Below are 17,884 nucleotides of genomic sequence, written 5' to 3'. Positions count from 1 at the left end.
CGACTAGCGCGCGACCGTCGCCCCCGACGGGCAGCCGCACTCCAGCGCCAGCTCGGGCGGGTGCGGCGCCAGCGAGGTGCCGCGCATGATGCCGGAGCCGGGCGTGGCGTGCCCGAAGTGCTCGCCGAGCGCGTCGACGGCGAGCACGACGGCGGCCGCGGTGTAGGTCGTCCACTCGTGGGGCCACACGACGTCGTCGCCGAAGACCCAGCCGGTCCAGTAGCGCCCCTCGCTGTGGCGCAGGTGCTGGACGTCGGCGAGCAGCGTCCGCGCCCGCTGGTGCTCGCCGACGGCGTCGAGCGCCATCACCAGCTCGGAGGTCTCGGCGGCCGTGACCCACGGGTTCGTGTCGACGCAGCGCGCCCCCAGGCCCGGCACCACGAAGTCGTCCCAGCGCGACTCGAGCAGCGTCAGGCCGGCGGCCCCGCGCACGGCCCCGCCCAGCACCGGGTAGTACCAGTCCATCGAGAAGGTCGACTTGTCCAGGAACAGGTCGCGGTGGTGGCGCACGGCGTGGCCGAGGCGACCGCCGGCGAGCTCCCACTCGACCTGAGGGTCGTCGAGCACCTCCGCGAGCGCCAGCCCGGCGCGCAGCGACTGGTAGATGCTGGAGGAGCCGGCCAGCAGCGCGCCCTGGTCGGTGGGCGTCCAGTTGACGCCGCCGAAGGGCAGCTGCTGCGAGACCACCCAGTCGAGCCCGGCGCGCACCGCGGGCCACAGCTCGCGCACGAACGCGGCGTCGCGGCGCACCAGCCAGTGGTGCCAGAGCCCGACGGCGAGGTAGGCCGACATGTTGACCTCGCCGCGGGCGTCCTCGACCTCGCCCGCCACGACCTTCATCGGCCACGAGCCGTCGGCGCGCTGCAGCGTCGGCACCCAGCGCAGCGCGCGCTCGGCCGCCTCGACCTGCCCGCCGACGAGCATCGCCATGGCGGCCTCGACGTGGTTCCACACGTCGGTGTGCTCGCCGGTGGTCCACGGCACGGCTCCGCTCGGCTCCTGCATCCGCACGATGGACGCGGCGGTCTCGGCGACCTGCTCGGCGGTGAGCACGCCCTCGACGTAGGGCACTGCCCCGAGCGCCGCCGGCGTCAGCGCCTCGGGCTCCACTCAGCCGACCTCGGGCTTGCGGAAGTAGAGCACCATGCTCTTGCCGATGACGGGGTCGAGGACCTTGCCGGCCCACCGCAGCACCCGCGGCTGGCGCATGATCTCCCACACCAGCAACCGGTGGTAGGCCTTCGCCAGCGGGTGGTCGTCGTCGTGCACGCCGACCGCGCACTTGATCCACCAGTACGGCGTGTGCAAGCCGTGGGCGTAGTCCTTGCCGGTGAGCACGAGGCCGGCCCGCGTCACCTTGTCGACGAGCTCGGCGTCGGTGTAGATGCGGATGTGGCCGCCGGGGGTGTCGTGGTAGTCGTGGCTGAGCTTCCAGTTGACGACCTCGGGGAACCAGCGCGGCACGGAGACCGCCAGCGTGCCGCCGGGGCGCAGCACCCGGGCCAGCTCGGCGATGGCCTGGATGTCCGCCGGCACGTGCTCGAGCACCTCGGCGGCGACGACCCGGTCGAACTCGCCGTCGGCGAAGGGCAGCGCGAGCGCGTCGCCCTCCTTGACGTCGGCCTCGGCGCCGTCGGGCACCTCGCCGGCCTCCTTCATCGCCCCGAAGAGGTCTCGCACGCCCGCGAGCTCGTCGGCGTCCTGGTCGAAGGCGACGACGTCGGCGCCGCGGCGGTACATCTCGAAGGCGTGGCGCCCGGCGCCGCAGCCCATGTCGAGCACCCGCTCGCCGGGTCGCAGGCCGAGGCGGTCGAAGTCGACGGTCAGCACGGGGTGTCCTCCTCGGAGCGGTGGGCGGTGGGCGTGCCGGCGGCACGCGCGATCGCGTCCTCGTAGTGCGCGGCGGTGGCCGCCGCCACGGCACGCCAGCTGAAGTGCTCGAGCACGCGCCGGCGACCGGCGCGGCCCATCTGCTCGCGGCGGGCGGGGTCGTCGAGCAGGGCGGCCAGGGCGGCCTCGAGCTCGCCGACGTCACCGGGGGTGACCAGGTCGGCGCACTCGCCGTCGGGGCCGACCACCTCCGGGATAGCGCCCGCCCGCGAGACCACCAGGGGGGTCTCGCAGGCCATCAGCTCGGCGGTGGGCAGCGAGAAGCCCTCGTAGAGCGAGGGCACGCAGGCGACCTCGGCCGAGCCCATGACCCGCACGAGCTCCTCATCGCTGATGCCGTGCACGAAGCTGACCGCGTCGCCGATCGCCAGGCTCTCGATGAGCTGCTCGGTGCGCCCGCCCGGCTGCGGCCGGGTCACCAGCACCAGCTCGACGTCGCGCTCGGTGCGGAGCTTGGCGAAGGCCTCGAGCAGCGTCGCGATGCCCTTCATCGGCGCGTCGGCGCTGGCCATCGCGACGATGCGGCCCGGCACGCGCGGCGCGTCCGGCGGCCCGAAGACGTCGTCGACGCCCAGCGGCACGACGTCGATGCGCGCGGGGTCGACGCCGAAGTCGGCGGCGATGTCGCGCCGCGACGACTCCGAGACGGTGAGGATGCGCTCCTGGGCGCGGGCCACCTTGCCCTGCATCCGCAGGAAGCCGTACCACCGCCGCAGGCTCAGGCGCCGGCGCCAGGTGGTGGCCGCGGCGAGGTCGATGCGCCGGTCGAAGGTGATCGGGTGGTGGATGGTCGTCACCACCGGGAAGTGTCGGGCCACGTCGAGCATGCCGTAGCCCAGCACCTGGTTGTCGTGGACCACGTCGAAGTCGCCGCGCCGGCCCGCCAGCAGCCGCGCGACGCGGGTGCTGAAGGTCTTCGGCTCCGGGAAGCCGGCGGTGCACATGGTGAGGAACTCCTCGAGGTCCACCCGGTCGCGCATCTGCCAGGGCCACACCACCCGGAAGGGGTCGGGCTCGCGGTAGAGGTCGAGGCTCGGCACCTTCGTCAGCACGACGCCCTCGTCGAGCTCGGGGTAGGGCTGGCCGGAGAAGACCTCGACGCTGTGGCCCAGCCGCACCAGCTCACGGCTCAGGTGGCGCACGTAGACGCCCTGGCCGCCGCAGTGCGGCTTGCTCCGGTAGGACAGCAGCGCGACGCGCACGGCCGTGACCTCGATTCCTCGGTTGCTCGGGCGACCGCGTCGCCGCCGGGCCGGGCCCGCGGGCGCGTGCCGCGCGAGAAGGTTAACCGTCGGTAGCCTCGCTGGAGTGCCCGGGGAAGACGTGGGCCGTCGGGTCGACGACGACGGCCGCGTTGTTGACCGCCGTCGCGGCCTCGCCGAAGCCGACGGCGATCAGCCGCACCTTGCCGTCGTAGTCCGTGACGTCGCCGGCGGCGAAGACGCGCGGCACGCTCGTGCGCATCGCGCTGTCCACCACGACGTGGCGCTTGCGCACCTCGACCCCCCACTCCTGCAGCGGCCCGAGGTCGGCGAGGAAGCCCAGGGCCGCGACGACGGCCTGGGCCGGCAGCGTGCGCACCTCCGAGCCGACCGTCACGTCGACCTCGGCGAGGGGGCCGTCCGGGTCCTCGGGGGCTGCCCGCAGCGTCGTGACCTCGGCCTTCGTGAGGACCTCGACCGCGGAGGCCCGCACCTGCTCGACCGTGCGCGCGTGGGCGCGGAAGGTGTCGCGCCGGTGCACGAGGGTCACCGAGCGGGCGAGCGGCTCGAGGTGCAGCGCCCAGTCGAAGGCGCTGTCGCCGCCGCCCACGACGACGACGTCGCGGTCGACGTACGGCTCGAAGCTGGGCACGAAGAACGAGAGCCCGCGCCCGAGCCAGCCCTCCCCCGCCGGCAGCGGGCGGGGGCTGAAGGTGCCGATGCCCGCCGTCACCAGCACCGCGCCGGCGGTGACCTCGGTGCCGTCGTCGAGGCCCACCACGACGCACTCGTCGCGCTGGCGCAGGGTGCGCGCGGTGCGCTCCAGGAGGTACGTCGGGTCGGCGGTCGCCGCCTGCGCCACCAGGCCGGCGACGAGGTCGCGTCCCTTGACGCTGGGGAAGCCGGCGACGTCGAGGATCGCCTTCTCGGGGTACATCGCGGTGATCTGGCCGCCGAGCTCGGGCAGGCTGTCGACCACGGCGACCCGCATCCCGCGGAAGCCGGCGTAGTAGGCGGCGTAGAGCCCGGTCGGGCCGGCGCCGACGACGAGCAGGTCGGTCTCGACGGCGTTCCCGTGCACGGTCATGGGCTGATCCTGCTCGCCGGTGGCCTCCCCGTCGAGGGGCGCGGCGCCCCCGGCTGACCTCCCCCCGTCGGGTGGGGCGGCGCGGTAGCGTGGCGCCGCCCGAGCACCGGCTACGGGAGGGACCACGTGCGCGCCCTCCTGCTCGGCCTGCTCACCGCGCTCGCGCTCGCGGCCCCCGCGCTCAGCGGGTCTGCCGGATCCACCGCCGCCGCTGTCGAGCCGCCCGAGGACGGCGCGTGCTTCGGCCCCGCCCTGGACTGGGGCCAGGACTCCGCCGCGGCCTACGCCGACCGCCTGGGAGCGACGCCGTCGCTCTACGGCTAACGGGTCGGCCTGCCGCTGGACGGCGACGACCTGGTCTTCCTGCGGCAGTTCGCGCGGCATGCGGCGAGCCAGGGCGCGGTGGCCTCGCTGGCGGTCGATCCGCAGGTGCCCCTCGCCGAGGTCGGCGCGGGAGAGGCGTCCGAGCTCGCGCGCGAGCTGGACCGGCTTTCCGACGACCTCGACCTGCGCTGGCTGGTGAGCTTCGCGCCGGAGATGAACGGCTCCTGGCAGCCGTGGGGCCAGCAGCTCACCGACTTCGTCACCGCCTACCGCGCCGTCGCCGAGGCCGTCGACGCGACGACCGCCGGGGCCGCGGAGCGGGTGGCGAGCGTGTGGGCGCCGGCCGACGGTGCCGGCTACCCGTTCGGCGCGGCGTACGGGCAGGTGGACGGCGCGGCGCAGGACGGGGCGGCCACCGACCCGGCGCTGGACACCACCGGCGACGGCGAGCTGACGGCAGGCGACGACCCCTACGGGCCCTACTACCCCGGTGACGACGTCGTCGACTGGGTGGGGCTCAGCTCGTCGTGGTTCGGCCCCGACGGGTCCTTCGGCGACGACGTGGTGCCGCCCGACGGCACGCTGGCCGCCCGGCTCGCGGCACCGGTCCCGGCGGGCGACGGCCGGGCGAGCGGCTTCGTCGAGCGCTACGCCGTGCCCGGCGAGCGACCCCTGCTGCTGCGCACCGGTGCACTGGCCAACACCGAGCGCACCGGCGCAGACGAGCTCGCCGTCAAGCGGGCGTGGTGGCGCCAGGTGCTCGCGCTGGCGGACCCGGAGCCCGCGCTGGGGGCGGTGTCGTGGCTCGAGCAGCGCCGCGCCGAGGACGAGGCGGGCGGCGACGTCGTCGACTGGCGCGCGACGGCCGACGACGAGCTCGCTCGGGCACTGCGCGCCGACCTCGCCGCCTCGGCCGTCTCGCTCGAGCCGGTCTCGCGCGTGCTCGACCAGGAGACGTCCAACACCGCGGTCACGCAGGCGTGGTCGGGTGCGGGCGCCGTCGGCGGGGAGGGCGACGGCTACTCCCTGCTCTCGTGGCTCGCCCTGAGCGCCGGGGTCCTCGCCGCCGTCTTCGTCGCGGCGGGGGTGGTGGGCCGCCTGCGCCCCTCCTGGGCGTACGCCGCGTCGCCCGGCTCGGCACGCGACGACCGGCTCGACCTCTTCCGCGGCTTCATCATCCTCGCCGTCGTCATCACCCACGTCGAGCTCGCCGGTCCCTACAGCTACGTGACCGTCAATGCACTGGGCGCCATCACCGGCGCCGAGATGTTCGTGCTGCTCTCGGGTGTCGTGCTCGGGATGGTCTGGCGGCCCACCGTGGCCAAGGTGGGCGCGTGGGCGGCGAGCGTCGCGATGTGGAAACGGGCCCGCAAGCTCTACCTGACCACGCTGACCGTCGTCGCCCTGGTCTACCTGGTCGGGCTGCTGCCGCTGGTCGACACGTCGGTCGTCACGACCTTCACCGACCGCGGCACCGGCACCGGTGGCGACGCGGTGGCCGGCCAGGTCTACGACCTCTACCCCAACGTCGACGCCCTGCTGCGGCTGCCGCCCGAGGGCTACGCCGTGCGCCAGTTCCTGCTGCTGCAGATGGGTCCGTGGGTCTTCAACATCATGGGCCTCTTCGTGGTGCTCAGCCTGGTGACGCCGCTCGCGATGCGGCTCGTCGACGCCGGCCGCTGGTGGCTCCTGCTCGCCACCAGCTGGGCGCTCTACGCATGGGAGTGGCTGGCGGACCCCGACCTGCTCCCCTCGCAGCTCGACGACGTCTTCCCGCTGCTGGCCTGGCAGGTCGCCTTCGCGCACGGCCTGGTGCTGGGCCACCACCGCGCGCGCGTCACCGCCGCGCTGACCTCACGCCTCGGCCTGGTGGTCACGTCGACGCTGGTGGTCGGCTACGCCCTCGCGCTCGGGTGGCTGTGGCTCGCCGCCGGACAGGGCCTCCCGACCCCGCTGCCGGGCGGCGAGGCCGAGGCGTTCGTGCGGGAGCAGTACACCCGGGTGCTGCTGCGCCCAGGTCGTCTGGTGGACCTGGCGTTCTTCCTGGTCGTGGCCTACGCGGTGCTCACCCGCTGCTGGCAGCCGCTGCACCGGGCGTTCGGCTGGTTCTACGAGCCGCTGGGCCGCGCCAGCCTCTACGTCTTCGTCGTCCACGTGCCGATCGTCGTGGTGGTCGGCAACCTGCCGGGCCTCGACCGCAGCAGCTGGTGGCAGGGGCTCGTGCTGCACACGGCCGCCCTCGCACTCGTGTGGGTGCTGGTGAAGCGGCGCGTGCTCTTCCCGGTCATCCCGCAGTAGGCGGGGTGAAGGCGTAGAGGGAGCCCTCGACGGTGCTGATCCAACCGGTGCCGGCGCCGGCGCGTCGCAGCTTGCGACGCAGTCCCGCGACCTGCACGTCGATGAGGTAGTCGGACTCGATGAACTCTCCGTCGTAGACCTCCCGCACCAGGTCAGCGCGCGACCAGGCGTGTCCCGGCCGCGCCGCCAGCGTGGCGAGGAGGTCGGCCTCCCCAGGCGTCAGCGCGACCGCGGTGCCGCCGAGCACACCGGTGCCCGTCACGGGGTCGTAGCGGAACCCGCCGGCCTCGACCGGCTCCGCGACCGGCGCGGGCGGGGCCGCAGTGGCGGCGGGGCCCGCAGGGGCCACGCCGGCGCGGGGGCGGCGCAGCAGCGCTGCGGCGCGAGCGCCGAGCTCACGAGGCGAGAACGGCTTGGCGAGGTAGTCGTCTGCGCCGATCTCGAGCCCGACGAGGCGGTCGACCTCCTCGGTGCGGCCCGTGATCATGACGACGTAGCAGTCAGTGAACCCGCGCAGGCGCCGGCACACCTCGGTGCCGTCCATGTCGGGCAGCGTGAGGTCGAGGGTGACCAGGTCGGGATCGAGCCGGCGGACCAGCTCGACCGCCTCCGCCCCGGTGGTGGCCCGCTCGCTCGTCACGCCGACGGCCTCGAGCGCGATCTGGAGGAGCTCGGCGATGTCGGGGTCATCCTCGACCACGACGGCGGTGTGCTGCGGCACGCCTGCACCTCCGTCCTCGCTCGGCTGGGCGCATCGTGGCATTCCCTGTCCTCCGTGCGCACCTGAACGCTAGCGTGGGACTGGTGGGACTCGGGTCCCGCCCGTCGGCGCTAGCCCGGTCGACGGAGCCCGGCACGGACAGGCAGGCACAGGCACGCACATGGGGACCACGAGCGCGGACGCGCCGACCGGCAGTGGCGGGTCGGCGGAGCCGCACGACCGCCAGCAACGCCTCGTCGAGAGCCTCGGTCTCGCCGAGTCCGGCGAGGACAGCCGCCAGGCGCGGCTCGACCGGATCACCCGCCTCGCCCGCACCACGCTCGGGGTGGCCGCGTCCAACATCACCGTCCTCGACGGCGACCGCGCCTGGTTCCCCAGCGCCCAGGGCCTCCCAGCCGCGCCCATCCCCCGCTCCGAGACCTTCTGCGACACCACGGTCCGCCTCGGCGAGGCGCTGCAGGTCCGGGACGCCGCCGCCGATCCGCGCTTCTCCGCGCTGCGCGCCGTCACCGACCACGGCGTGCGCTTCGCTGCCTCCGAGCCGCTGCGCGACAGCCTGGGCAACATCGTCGCCACGCTGTGCGTCTTCGACACCGAGCCCCGCGAGCTCACCGACGGCGAGCTGCTCACGCTGCAGGACCTCGCCTCCTGGGCCGAGCAGGAACTGGTCGCCTCGACCGAGATGCGCCTGGCCGGGGAGGCGCAGGCCTCGATGCTGCCCGAGGAGGCCTTCCGCGGGACCGACTGGGAGATCGAGGGCACCTGCGTCCCGGCGCTCGCCGTCGGCGGCGACTTCTTCGACTACGGCGTCTCGCACGGCGTCGCCCACCTGCGGGTCGGCGACGTCATGGGCAAGGGCGCCGCCGCGGCCCTCGTCGGCGCCGGCGTGCGCTCGGCGCTGCGCGGCACCCGCGAGGCCGTGACCGCCGGGGTCGACCTCGGCATCACCGTCACGCAGACCGCGCGGTCCCTGCTCGAGGACCTCGAGCGCACGAGCTCCTTCGTGACCCTCTTCGAGGCCGCCATCGACCTCGAGGACGGCCACGTCCGCTACGTCGACGGCGGGTGCGGCCTGGCGCTGCACCTGCACCCGGACGGCAGCTTCGAGCACCTGCGCAGCGACGACCGACCGCTCGGGGTGCTCCCCGACGACCACTGGACCGAGCACACCTTCGAGATGGCGCCCGGCGACAGCCTGCTCGTCTTCAGCGACGGCATCCTCGACGTCGTCGGCGACCACGCGGGGTGGCAGGAGCGCGTCGCCAAGCTGGCGCACGCCGCCACCGACCTGCCGAGCCTCCTCGGCCAGATCAGCCAGCTCGCGCGGCGCCGCACCGTGCTCGACGACGTGACCGTGCTGGGCGTGAAGCGCCGCGGCACCGGCCAGGAGGTCTCTGCGTGACCCGCCGCCTGCTGCTCATCCGCCTCATCGTCCTCGCCACGGCGATCCTCGGGCTCAACTATGTCGCCTGGCGCTGGCTGGTCTCGGTCAACTGGGACGCCTGGTGGATCGCGGTGCCCCTGGTCCTGGCGGAGACCTACAGCCTCGTCGACTCGCTGCTCTTCGGCCTCGGTGTGTGGCGGTTGAAGGAGCGGGGGGAGCCGCCGGCCGCGCCCGAGGGGCTCACCGTCGACGTCCTCATCACGACGTACAACGAGCCCATCGAGCTGGTGATGGGCACCGCGCGGGCCGCCCAGGCGATCCGCTACCCGCACAGGACGTGGGTGCTCGACGACGGCAACCGCCCCGAGATGCGCGCGGCGGCCGAGGCCGAGGGCATCGGCTGGATCACCCGCGGCCCGGAGTGGGCCGGCATGCCGCGCCACGCCAAGGCCGGCAACCTCAACAGCGCCTTCGAGCAGACCGACGGCGAGTTCCTGCTCATCCTCGACGCCGACCAGGTGCCGAAGCCGGAGATCCTGGACCGCACGCTCGGCTACTTCACCGACGAGCAGATGGGCCTGGTCCAGACGCCGCAGTGGTTCGTCAACGTGCCCGAGCACGACCCGCTCGGCAGTCAGGCGCCGCTGTTCTACGGCCCGATCCAGCAGAGCAAGGACGGTTGGAACGCCGCGTTCTTCTGCGGCTCCAACGCCGTGATCCGGCGCGAGGCGCTGATCCGTGTGGGGGTCAAGCGGTACGCCGACGAGGTCGCCACGCGCGTGTGGCGGGTGCTGTGGACGGCCGACACGGTGATCGACGAGACCCTGCGGGCGGTGCCGCGCACCGAGACCCGCATCCGCGAGGCGCTGGCCCGGGTCAAGGAGCGCGTGCGCGAGGCCCGCACCGACCTCACCGCGGGTGACGCGCTCTTCGACGTCACCTACCGCTTCCAGCGCCAGGTGCAGGAGATCCGCGACTCGCTCGTCGCGGCCGACGCCCAGGAGATCGCGGCCGACCTCGAGGTGATCGCCGCGCTGGAGCGCGGTCTCGACGGCGACGACGCGGTGCTCGAGGCCACCTTCGACCCCGCCAGCCTGGAGCAGGTCGCCCACCGCGACTTCTCGCCGCTCGGCGCCGTCGACACGATCTCGAAGCTCATCGAGGCCGTCGACGTCGACCGCGGCGGCGAAGCGCAGGCCGTGATGCCGATGGCCACGATCTCCGTCACCGAGGACATGGCGACCTGCATGCGCATGCACAGCCTGGGGTGGCGCTCGGCCTACCACGACGAGGTGCTCGCCGACGGCCTCGCGCCCGAGGACCTGCAGACGATGCTCGTGCAGCGGCTGCGCTGGGCCCAGGGCACGATGCAGGTGCTCTTCCGCGAGAACCCCCTGACCCAGAAGGGCCTGTCGTGGGGGCAGCGGCTCATGTACTTCTCCACGATGTGGAGCTACCTGTCGGGCTTCACGGCGATCGTCTACCTCGCGGCGCCGGTCATCTACATGATCTTCGGGGTGCTCCCCGTGCAGGCCCTCTCCACGGACTTCTTCGTGCGCCTGCTGCCCTTCCTCGTGGTCAACCAGCTGCTCTTCGCCGTCGTGGCGGCCGGCCGACCAACCTGGCGGGGCATGCAGTACTCCCTCGCCCTCTTCCCCGTCTGGATCCGGTCCTTCACCTCCGCCTTCGGCAACGTCTTCCTGGGCCGGAGCCTCGACTTCGCCGTGACGCCCAAGGAGAAGCGGCAGGTCGACGCGTTGCCGTGGCACCTGGTGAAGCCGCAGCTCTTCGCCATGGGAGCGCTCGTGGTCGCGGGCGTCGTCGGCGTGGTGCGCATCGCGCTGGGCGACGACCAGTCCTTCGCGATCGCCTTCAACCTGTTGTGGGTGGTCTTCGACCTCGCGATCCTGTCGGTCATCGTCCAGGCCGTCCGCTACCGCGGCTTCGAGGCCGCCCAGACCCCCGACGAAGCCCGCCCCACGGGCGCCACCGACCCATCCGGTGAGCGCTCCACCTCCGAAGGAGCAGCATGATCGAGTTCGCCGTCGAGACCACCGACGGAGGCATCGGGGTCGTCCGCCCCCAGGGCCGACTCAACATGGTGGCCGCCCGCAAGCTCAAGGAGATCCTCGCCGACCTCGTCGGTCGCGACGTGACCCGCATCGTCGTCGACCTCGGCGAGACGTCCTTCCTCGACTCCTCGGGCCTGGGCGCGCTCATCGGCGGCGTGAAGACCACGCGGCAGAAGGGCGGCGACCTCCGGATCGCCCGACCCACCGAGGCGGTGACCACCGTCCTCGAGCTCACCAACCTGACCCGGGTGCTCCGCGCCCGGGACAGCGTCGAGACGGCCTTCGATGACTGACGCACCCCGCGTCCCCGGTGCCGGCAGCGGCACCGGCGCGGTGTCGCCGCCGCTGACGGCCGGGGAGGCGCTGGTCGCCGACGAGCTCGACCGGGTCGAGCTCTCCGCCCCCGCCCGCCCCGAGATCCTCGAGCTCGTCCACGCGCTCTTCGAGCACCTGTGGACCTGCCACGACCACGTGCCGTCGGGCTTGCGGATCCGCTTCGAGACCGCCGCCATCGAGGTGCTGGCCAACATCGTCGAGCACGCCTTCGCCCACGACCAGCGCGACGGGGAGGTGGTGCGCGGGCGCCGCCTCGAGGTGGCCGTCGCCGTCTCCCCCAGCAGCGTGCTGGCCTCCTTCCGCGACAACGGCCTGCCGGCCGAGATCGACCTCAGCACCGCCGTGATGCCCGACGAGGAGGCCGAGTCCGGCCGCGGTCTCGCGCTCACGCTGGCGGCCGTCGACGACCTCACCTACGACCGCACCGACGGTCGCAACCACTGGAGCCTGCGATGCGACCTGCCCACCGCCTGACCCGGCGCACGACGGCGCTCGTCGCCGGCCTGCTGGCTGCCACGTTGACCGCGACGGCGGCCTCGGCCGCGCTCGCTGCCGAGCCGGTGCAGCCCGAGCCCGGAGCCCCGTGGTTCGGCCCCGAGCTCGACTGGGAGGTCGACGACGGCCTCGCCTTCGCCGACCGCCTCGGCAGCCGGGTCTCGCTGCTCTCCCGCCCGCTCACCTACCCCCTCGACAGCGCCGCCTGGGTCGAGCTGCGCGACCTCGCCGGGCAGTCGGCCGACCTCGGCGCCGTCTCGGTCGTCAGCCTCTACCCCGAGGTCCCGCTCGACCGGCTGACCCGGGCCGACGCCCAGGTGCTCGCCCGCGAGCTGGCCGAGCTGAGCGACCGCCTCGGCAGCCGCTGGCTCGTGCGCTTCGCGCCGGAGATGAACGGCACGTGGTACTCCTGGGGCCAGCGCCCCCGCGCCTACAAGCAGGCCTTCCGCACCGTCGCGACCGAGGTGCACGCCGCCGCCGGCGACCAGGCCTCGATGGTGTGGGCGCCCAACTACGGCGCCGGCTACCCCTTCGGCGGCGCGCTGGGTCGGGTCGAGCAGACCCCCCGGTCGCGGGTCGAGCAGCGCGAGCTCGACACCAACTACAACCAGCGGCTCGACCCGCGCGACGACCCCTACCTCGCCTACTACCCCGGCGACCGCCACGTCGACTGGGTGGGGCTGTCGATGTACCGCTTCGGCGTCGACGCCCAGCTGGGCACCAACACGCTGCCCGGCCCGCGCGAGGTCGAGCAGCGCCTGCGCGACGAGTACGGCTACGGCGACGACCTCGGGCGCCCCAGCTTCTACGAGCGGTTCGCCGAGGGTCGCGACCAGCCGATGCTCATCTCGACCTCCGCGCTCTACAACCCCGGCGACTCCGGGCCGAGCCCGCTGGAGATCAAGCAGAGCTGGTGGCGCCAGCTGGTGGGCGCGGCCGCCGAGCGCCCCCTGGTCGGCGCGATCGCCTGGCTCGAGCTCGCCCGCGTCGAGCCGGAGGTCGGCGAGCGCGTCGAGTGGGGCGCCACGGGGCGCCCCGCCGTCGCCGCCGCCATGCGTGCCGACCTGCTCGACAGCGCGATCGACCTCGGGCCGGTCATCGAGGTCGACGGCCGGCTCGACCCCGAGCTGACGGCGCCCGAGCCCGAGGACGCCGAGGAGCCCACGACCGACGGCACCGGAGCCGGTGAGGAGGCGCCCTCGGACGGCTCCACCTCCGGCGTCAGCGCCGACACCGACGAGGCGCCGCCCGGCACGCAGCAGACCACGGCCGAGCAGCTCGGCCTCGGCGACGACGCCCTCGCCGGCGCCGCCGTCGGTGCCGCCGCCGGTGCGGTGGCGGTCATGCTGGCCTTCTTCGTCGCCTGGCGTCAGCGGCGCCGGCGGATGCGCCCGCCCTGGCTCTGAGCCGTCCTCAGACCCCGGGCGGTGGACGCCTGGTGGGTGCGATGGCAAGGCCGAGGAGCGAAGGCGGCCCGGGGTTGGCCGTCGAGTGACGAGAACGCCGCCAGCGTGCGTGCCAGGTGTTCACCGCGTCGCCTCCATCATCTGGCGCAGCTCCCTCTTCAGCTCGGAGATCTCGTCGCGCAGGCGCGCGGCGAGCTCGAACTGCAGCTCCGCGGCCGCGGTGCGCATCTGGTCGTTGAGCTCCTGCACCAGCTGGGCGAGGTCGCCGCTGGGCATCTGCGAGGCGTGGCGACCTGCCTCCGCGGCGCGGGTGCCGAGGGCGGGCACGGGCTGCTTCGCCTTCGCCCCGCCCGCGCGGCCCTTGGCCTCGGTGCCGGCCCAGGTCTCGAGCAGCTGCTGGGTGGTCTCGTCCTCGCGGGCCAGCATCTCGGTGATGTCGGCGATCTTCTTGCGCAGCGGCGTCGGGTCGATGCCGTGCTCGGTGTTGTAGGCCACCTGCTTCGCCCGACGGCGGTTGGTCTCGTCGATCGCGTTGGCCATCGACGGCGTGATGGTGTCGGCGTACATGTGGACCTGGCCCGAGACGTTGCGCGCGGCGCGACCGATCGTCTGGATCAGCGACTTGTCGGAGCGCAGGAAGCCCTCCTTGTCGGCGTCCAGGATCGCGACGAGCGACACCTCGGGCAGGTCGAGGCCCTCGCGCAGCAGATTGATGCCGACCAGCACGTCGTACTCGCCGAGGCGCAGGTCGCGCAGCAGCTCGATGCGCTTGAGCGTGTCGACCTCGGAGTGGAGGTAGCGGGTGCGGATGCCGGCGTCGAGGAGGTAGTCGGTGAGGTCCTCCGACATCTTCTTGGTCAGCGTCGTGACCAGGACGCGCTCGTCCTTCTCCGTGCGCAGCCGGATCTCGTGGATCAGGTCGTCGATCTGGCCCTTGGTGGGCTTGACGATGACCTCGGGATCCACGAGGCCGGTCGGTCGGATGATCTGCTCGACGGCATTCTTCGCGCCGCCGACCTTGTCGAGCTCGTAGTCACCGGGGGTCGCGGAGAGGTAGATCGTCTGGCCGATGCGGTCGAGGAACTCCTCCCACCGCAGCGGCCGGTTGTCCATCGCGCTCGGCAGCCGGAAGCCGTGCTCGACCAGGTTGCGCTTGCGCGACATGTCGCCTTCGTACATCCCGCCGATCTGCGGGACGGCGACGTGCGACTCGTCGACGACGAGCACGAAGTCCTCGGCGAAGTAGTCGAGCAGGGTGTTGGGCGCCGACCCGCGGGTGCGGCCGTCCATGTGCATCGAGTAGTTCTCGATGCCCGAGCAGGAGCCGACCTGGCGCATCATCTCGATGTCGTAGGTCGTGCGCATGCGCAGCCGCTGGGCCTCGAGCAGCTTGCCCTCGCGCTCGAAGACGGCCAGTTGGTCGGCGAGCTCGAGCTCGATGCCCTGGATGGCACGCTCCATGCGCTCCGGGCCGGCGACGTAGTGGGTGGCGGGGAAGACGTAGAGCTCGGAGTCCTCGGTGATGATCTCGCCGGTCACGGCGTGCAGCGTCATCAGCCGCTCGATCTCGTCGCCGAAGAACTCGATGCGCACGGCGTGCTCCTCGTAGACCGGGAAGATCTCGAGGGTGTCGCCGCGCACCCGGAAGGTGCCGCGGGTGAAGGCCATGTCGTTGCGGGTGTACTGGATCTCGACCAGGCGGCGCAGGATCGCGTCGCGGTCGTGCTCCTCGCCCACCTTGAGCCGCAGCATGCGGTCGACGTACTCCTGCGGGGTGCCGAGGCCGTAGATGCAGGACACGGTGGAGACCACGATGACGTCGCGCCGCGTCAGCAGCGAGTTGGTCGCCGAGTGGCGCAGCCGCTCGACCTCCTCGTTGATCGAGGAGTCCTTCTCGATGTAGGTGTCGGTCTGCGGGACGTAGGCCTCGGGCTGGTAGTAGTCGTAGTAGCTGACGAAGTACTCGACCGCGTTGTGCGGGAAGAGCTGGCGCAGCTCGTTGGCGAACTGTGCGGCGAGCGTCTTGTTGGGCTGCAGCACCAGCACCGGCCGCTGCAGCTGCTCGGTCACCCACGCGACCGTCGCGGTCTTGCCGGTGCCCGTCGCGCCGAGCAGCACGACGTCCTGCACCCCGGCCTGGATCCGCTTCGTGATCTCCGCGATGGCGGCCGGCTGGTCGCCCGAGGGCTGGTAGTCGGAGACGACCTCGAAGGGGGCGACGCGGCGCTCGAGGTCGGTGGTGGGACGCATGCGTCGAGCCTACGTCCGGCCGCCGACAGTCCTCCGCGGCCGCTACCCTCGGCCCGTGACCCGCCGACGCAGCGCCGCCGAACGGTGGTTCGCGATCCTGCGCCGCACGCTGCTCACGGTGCTCGGCGTGCAGGTGGCGCTCGCGGTGTCGATGTCGCTCGTCGACTCCTACCGCCGCCGCGGCAAGCGCCCCCGCCCGTTCCCTACCACCCCGCCGCAGCGGGTGCCGGTCGGCGAGGGCGACGTGACGACCTACACCTTCGGCCAGGACCTCTACGACGCGATGCTCGCCGCGATCGAGGGGGCGCGGCGCCGGGTGCTGCTCGAGACCTACATCTGGAAGGGCGACGAGGTCGGCGAGCGGTTCAAGGCCGCCCTGGTCGCGGCCGCCGAGCGCGGCGTCGAGGTCCACGTCATCTTCGACGGCTTCGCCAACCTGGTGGTCTCCCCGCGCTTCAAGCACTTCCCGCCGTCGGTCAAGGTCCTGCGCTACCCCGTGTACGCCGCCGGCTGGCGCTTCTTCGACCTGCGCCGCTACGGCCGCGACCACCGCAAGGTGCTGGTGGTCGACGACGAGGTCGGCTTCGTCGGCGGCTACAACATCGGCACCGCCTACGCCACGGAGTGGCGCGACACCCACGTGCGCATCACCGGTCCCGGCGTGGGCGACCTGACCCGCGCCTTCGCCGACTTCTGGAACCTCCACCGCCGCCGCCGGCTGGGCCACAGCGAGCCGCCGCTGCTCCTGGAGTCGGCGTCGACGTGGGACCCGCGCATCCGGATCCACCGCAACGTGCCGCGGCTGTGGATGTTCCCGATCCGCTCGGTCTACCTCGAGGCGATCCACCGGGCCTCGTCGCGGATCTGGCTGACGCAGGCCTACTTCCTGCCCGACCAGGACTTCGTCGACGCGCTCAAGGCCGCGGCGCTGCGCGGCGTCGACGTGCGGCTGCTCGTGCCGCTGAAGTCCAACCACGTCGTGGCCGACTGGATCTCGCGCGGTTACTACTCCCAGCTGCTCATGGCGGGCGTGCGGATCTTCCGCTACCGCGACGCGATGGTGCACGCCAAGACCGCCACCGTCGACGGCAGCTGGTCGACCGTCGGCACCGCCAACGTCGACCGGCTGAGCCTGTCGGGCAACTACGAGATCAACGTCGAGGTCATCGACCCCGGCTTCGCCGCGGTGCTCGAGCGGGTCTTCGAGGTCGACCAGACCCACTGCCTCGAGCTGCGCATCGACGAGTGGGAGGCCCGCGACCTGCACCGCAAGTTCACCGAGCAGGTGCTGGGGCCGCTGCGCCCGCTGCTGTGAGGCTCAGCCCACCGGGCCCGGCGCGTGTGCAACACGGAGTCGCACCTGTCCACCGCGCCGTCCGACCGGCGTGTGCCTGCCGCGCGCTCGTCCCCGTCGGTGCTGCTCAGCGGACCGGCAGGTGCGTGCGCGGCGCCATCCGCGCCCCACGGCGCGGCCGGTGGAGGCCCGCGACCGCCACCAGCGCCTGCACCCGGCCGCGGTGCGGACGCCAGGGCTCCAGCAGCTCGCGCAGGCCGTCGTCGTCGACGGGCGTGCCGGTCAGGGCCCAGCCGATGTCCTTGGCGACGTGGTAGTCGCCGAAGCTCACCGCGTCGGGGTCGCCCAGCACGCGCTGGCGCACCTCGGCGCTGGTCCACTCCCCCACGCCGGGCAGGGTGCGCAGGCAGCGGTCGAGCTCGTCGGGCCCGGCGTCGGCCGCGCGCTGCAGGGAGTCGAGCCCGGCCGCGGCGCGCACCAGCGTGCGCGAGCGCCCGGGGTCGACGTGCATCGCGAGCCACTCCCACGACGACACCTGCCGCAGCCGCTCCGGGGTCGGTTGCACCCACAGGCCGCGCGACGCACCCGGGCCGGGCGCCCGCTCGCCGGCGCGGTGCACCAGGCGCCGGAAGCCGGCGAAGGCCTCCTGGCCGGTCACCTTCTGCTCGATGATCGACGGCACGAGCGAGTCCGCGAGCAGGCCGGTGCGGCCCAGCCGGAGGTCGGGGTGTCGGCGCCACGCCTCGACCAGCACGGGGTGGCGCGGCTCGAAGCCCGACGGGTCGTCGTCGGCCCCGAGCATGGCCGGCACCGCGTCGAGCGCCCAGGCGGCGCCGGGCCCCCAGGCCCGCGCGTGCACCTCCCCGAGCGAGGGGCGCGCGGCCACGACGAGGGTGGCCGGGCCCTCCGGCGTGCGCAGGCCGCGCCAGATGCGGCCGGCGTCGTCGACGCGGAAGGTCGGGTCACCGGCACCCCGGCGGTGCGGCCACAGCACGGAGCGCACGGGGCAGGGCCAGGCCGGGCGCCAGACGCGGCCGTGCCCCGGGTCGGGCTCCCCGGGCCCGTCGGGGGCGGACCCCCGAGACCTCGACGCGTGCACGCCACGACGGTAGCCCGGCGCACCGA

The 17,884-nt window shown here is 73.4% G+C and carries 15 protein-coding genes; 8 read left to right on the top strand and 7 right to left on the bottom strand.

Annotated features, from left to right (window positions below):
• Positions 1 to 3: 3 nt before the first annotated feature.
• From BJ989_RS10345 to BJ989_RS10330, 4 genes are all read right to left on the bottom strand, one after another.
• Positions 4 to 1,110 (bottom strand): prenyltransferase, encoded by a 1,107-nt coding sequence (locus BJ989_RS10345; protein ID WP_343049248.1) that lies wholly within the window; start codon positions 1,108 to 1,110, stop codon positions 4 to 6.
• On the bottom strand, positions 1,111 to 1,830 hold the full coding sequence (locus BJ989_RS10340) for a methyltransferase domain-containing protein (protein ID WP_179518143.1): 720 nt from the start codon (positions 1,828 to 1,830) through the stop codon (positions 1,111 to 1,113).
• Positions 1,824 to 3,092 (bottom strand): glycosyltransferase, encoded by a 1,269-nt coding sequence (locus BJ989_RS10335; protein ID WP_179518142.1) that lies wholly within the window; start codon positions 3,090 to 3,092, stop codon positions 1,824 to 1,826. The genes BJ989_RS10340 and BJ989_RS10335 overlap by 7 nt, the downstream gene beginning before the upstream one ends.
• Positions 3,093 to 3,174: 82 nt before the next feature.
• The gene (locus BJ989_RS10330; protein ID WP_179518141.1) at positions 3,175 to 4,179 is read right to left on the bottom strand and encodes an NAD(P)/FAD-dependent oxidoreductase; all 1,005 of its coding nucleotides are present in this window, start codon (positions 4,177 to 4,179) and stop codon (positions 3,175 to 3,177) included.
• Positions 4,180 to 4,305: 126 nt separating this feature from the next.
• Between BJ989_RS10330 and BJ989_RS10325 the strand changes: the two genes are divergently transcribed.
• Both BJ989_RS10325 and opgC read left to right on the top strand, forming a co-directional pair.
• Positions 4,306 to 4,503, top strand: a complete 198-nt coding sequence (locus BJ989_RS10325; RefSeq protein ID WP_179518140.1) for a hypothetical protein — start codon at positions 4,306 to 4,308, stop codon at positions 4,501 to 4,503.
• Between the two features lie 105 nt (positions 4,504 to 4,608).
• Positions 4,609 to 6,801, top strand: coding sequence for an OpgC domain-containing protein (gene opgC, locus BJ989_RS10320; protein ID WP_179518139.1), 2,193 nt, complete (start codon positions 4,609 to 4,611; stop codon positions 6,799 to 6,801).
• On the opposite strand, the gene BJ989_RS10315 is transcribed toward opgC, so the two are convergent.
• Positions 6,788 to 7,522 (bottom strand): response regulator, encoded by a 735-nt coding sequence (locus tag BJ989_RS10315; RefSeq protein ID WP_179518138.1) that lies wholly within the window; start codon positions 7,520 to 7,522, stop codon positions 6,788 to 6,790. The genes opgC and BJ989_RS10315 overlap by 14 nt on opposite strands.
• A gap of 160 nt (positions 7,523 to 7,682) precedes the next feature.
• Between BJ989_RS10315 and BJ989_RS10310 the strand changes: the two genes are divergently transcribed.
• The 5 genes from BJ989_RS10310 to BJ989_RS10290 are packed head-to-tail and all read left to right on the top strand — an operon-like array spanning position 7,683 to position 13,215.
• Positions 7,683 to 8,924, top strand: coding sequence for a PP2C family protein-serine/threonine phosphatase (locus BJ989_RS10310; protein WP_179518137.1), 1,242 nt, complete (start codon positions 7,683 to 7,685; stop codon positions 8,922 to 8,924).
• Complete coding sequence (locus BJ989_RS10305) at positions 8,921 to 10,939, top strand: glycosyltransferase (protein WP_179518136.1); 2,019 nt, start codon at positions 8,921 to 8,923, stop codon at positions 10,937 to 10,939. The genes BJ989_RS10310 and BJ989_RS10305 overlap by 4 nt, the downstream gene beginning before the upstream one ends.
• Positions 10,936 to 11,271 (top strand): STAS domain-containing protein, encoded by a 336-nt coding sequence (locus tag BJ989_RS10300; RefSeq protein ID WP_179518135.1) that lies wholly within the window; start codon positions 10,936 to 10,938, stop codon positions 11,269 to 11,271. The genes BJ989_RS10305 and BJ989_RS10300 overlap by 4 nt, the downstream gene beginning before the upstream one ends.
• The gene (locus tag BJ989_RS10295) at positions 11,264 to 11,788 is read left to right on the top strand and encodes an ATP-binding protein (protein ID WP_179518134.1); all 525 of its coding nucleotides are present in this window, start codon (positions 11,264 to 11,266) and stop codon (positions 11,786 to 11,788) included. Before BJ989_RS10300 ends, BJ989_RS10295 begins: the two co-directional genes overlap by 8 nt.
• On the top strand, positions 11,767 to 13,215 hold the full coding sequence (locus BJ989_RS10290; protein ID WP_179518133.1) for a glycoside hydrolase family 26 protein: 1,449 nt from the start codon (positions 11,767 to 11,769) through the stop codon (positions 13,213 to 13,215). The genes BJ989_RS10295 and BJ989_RS10290 overlap by 22 nt, the downstream gene beginning before the upstream one ends.
• A 120-nt stretch (positions 13,216 to 13,335) precedes the next feature.
• Here the strand turns inward: BJ989_RS10290 and uvrB are convergent, their stop codons facing one another.
• Entirely contained in the window at positions 13,336 to 15,465 is a 2,130-nt protein-coding gene (gene uvrB, locus BJ989_RS10285; protein WP_179518132.1) for an excinuclease ABC subunit UvrB, read from the bottom strand.
• A 55-nt stretch (positions 15,466 to 15,520) separates the two neighbouring features.
• On the opposite strand from uvrB, the gene BJ989_RS10280 reads away from it, so the two are divergent.
• Positions 15,521 to 16,780 (top strand): phospholipase D-like domain-containing protein, encoded by a 1,260-nt coding sequence (locus BJ989_RS10280; protein ID WP_343049247.1) that lies wholly within the window; start codon positions 15,521 to 15,523, stop codon positions 16,778 to 16,780.
• A 106-nt stretch (positions 16,781 to 16,886) separates the two neighbouring features.
• On the opposite strand, the gene BJ989_RS10275 is transcribed toward BJ989_RS10280, so the two are convergent.
• Positions 16,887 to 17,858, bottom strand: coding sequence for a DNA-3-methyladenine glycosylase family protein (locus tag BJ989_RS10275; RefSeq protein ID WP_343049246.1), 972 nt, complete (start codon positions 17,856 to 17,858; stop codon positions 16,887 to 16,889).
• Positions 17,859 to 17,884: the final 26 nt, after the last annotated feature.

The organism is Nocardioides perillae (assembly GCF_013409425.1).
Lineage (GTDB): Bacteria > Actinomycetota > Actinomycetes > Propionibacteriales > Nocardioidaceae > Nocardioides > Nocardioides perillae.
The sequence above is the reverse complement of the archived record's forward strand: the minus strand, read 5'-3'. Positions and strand labels throughout refer to the sequence as shown.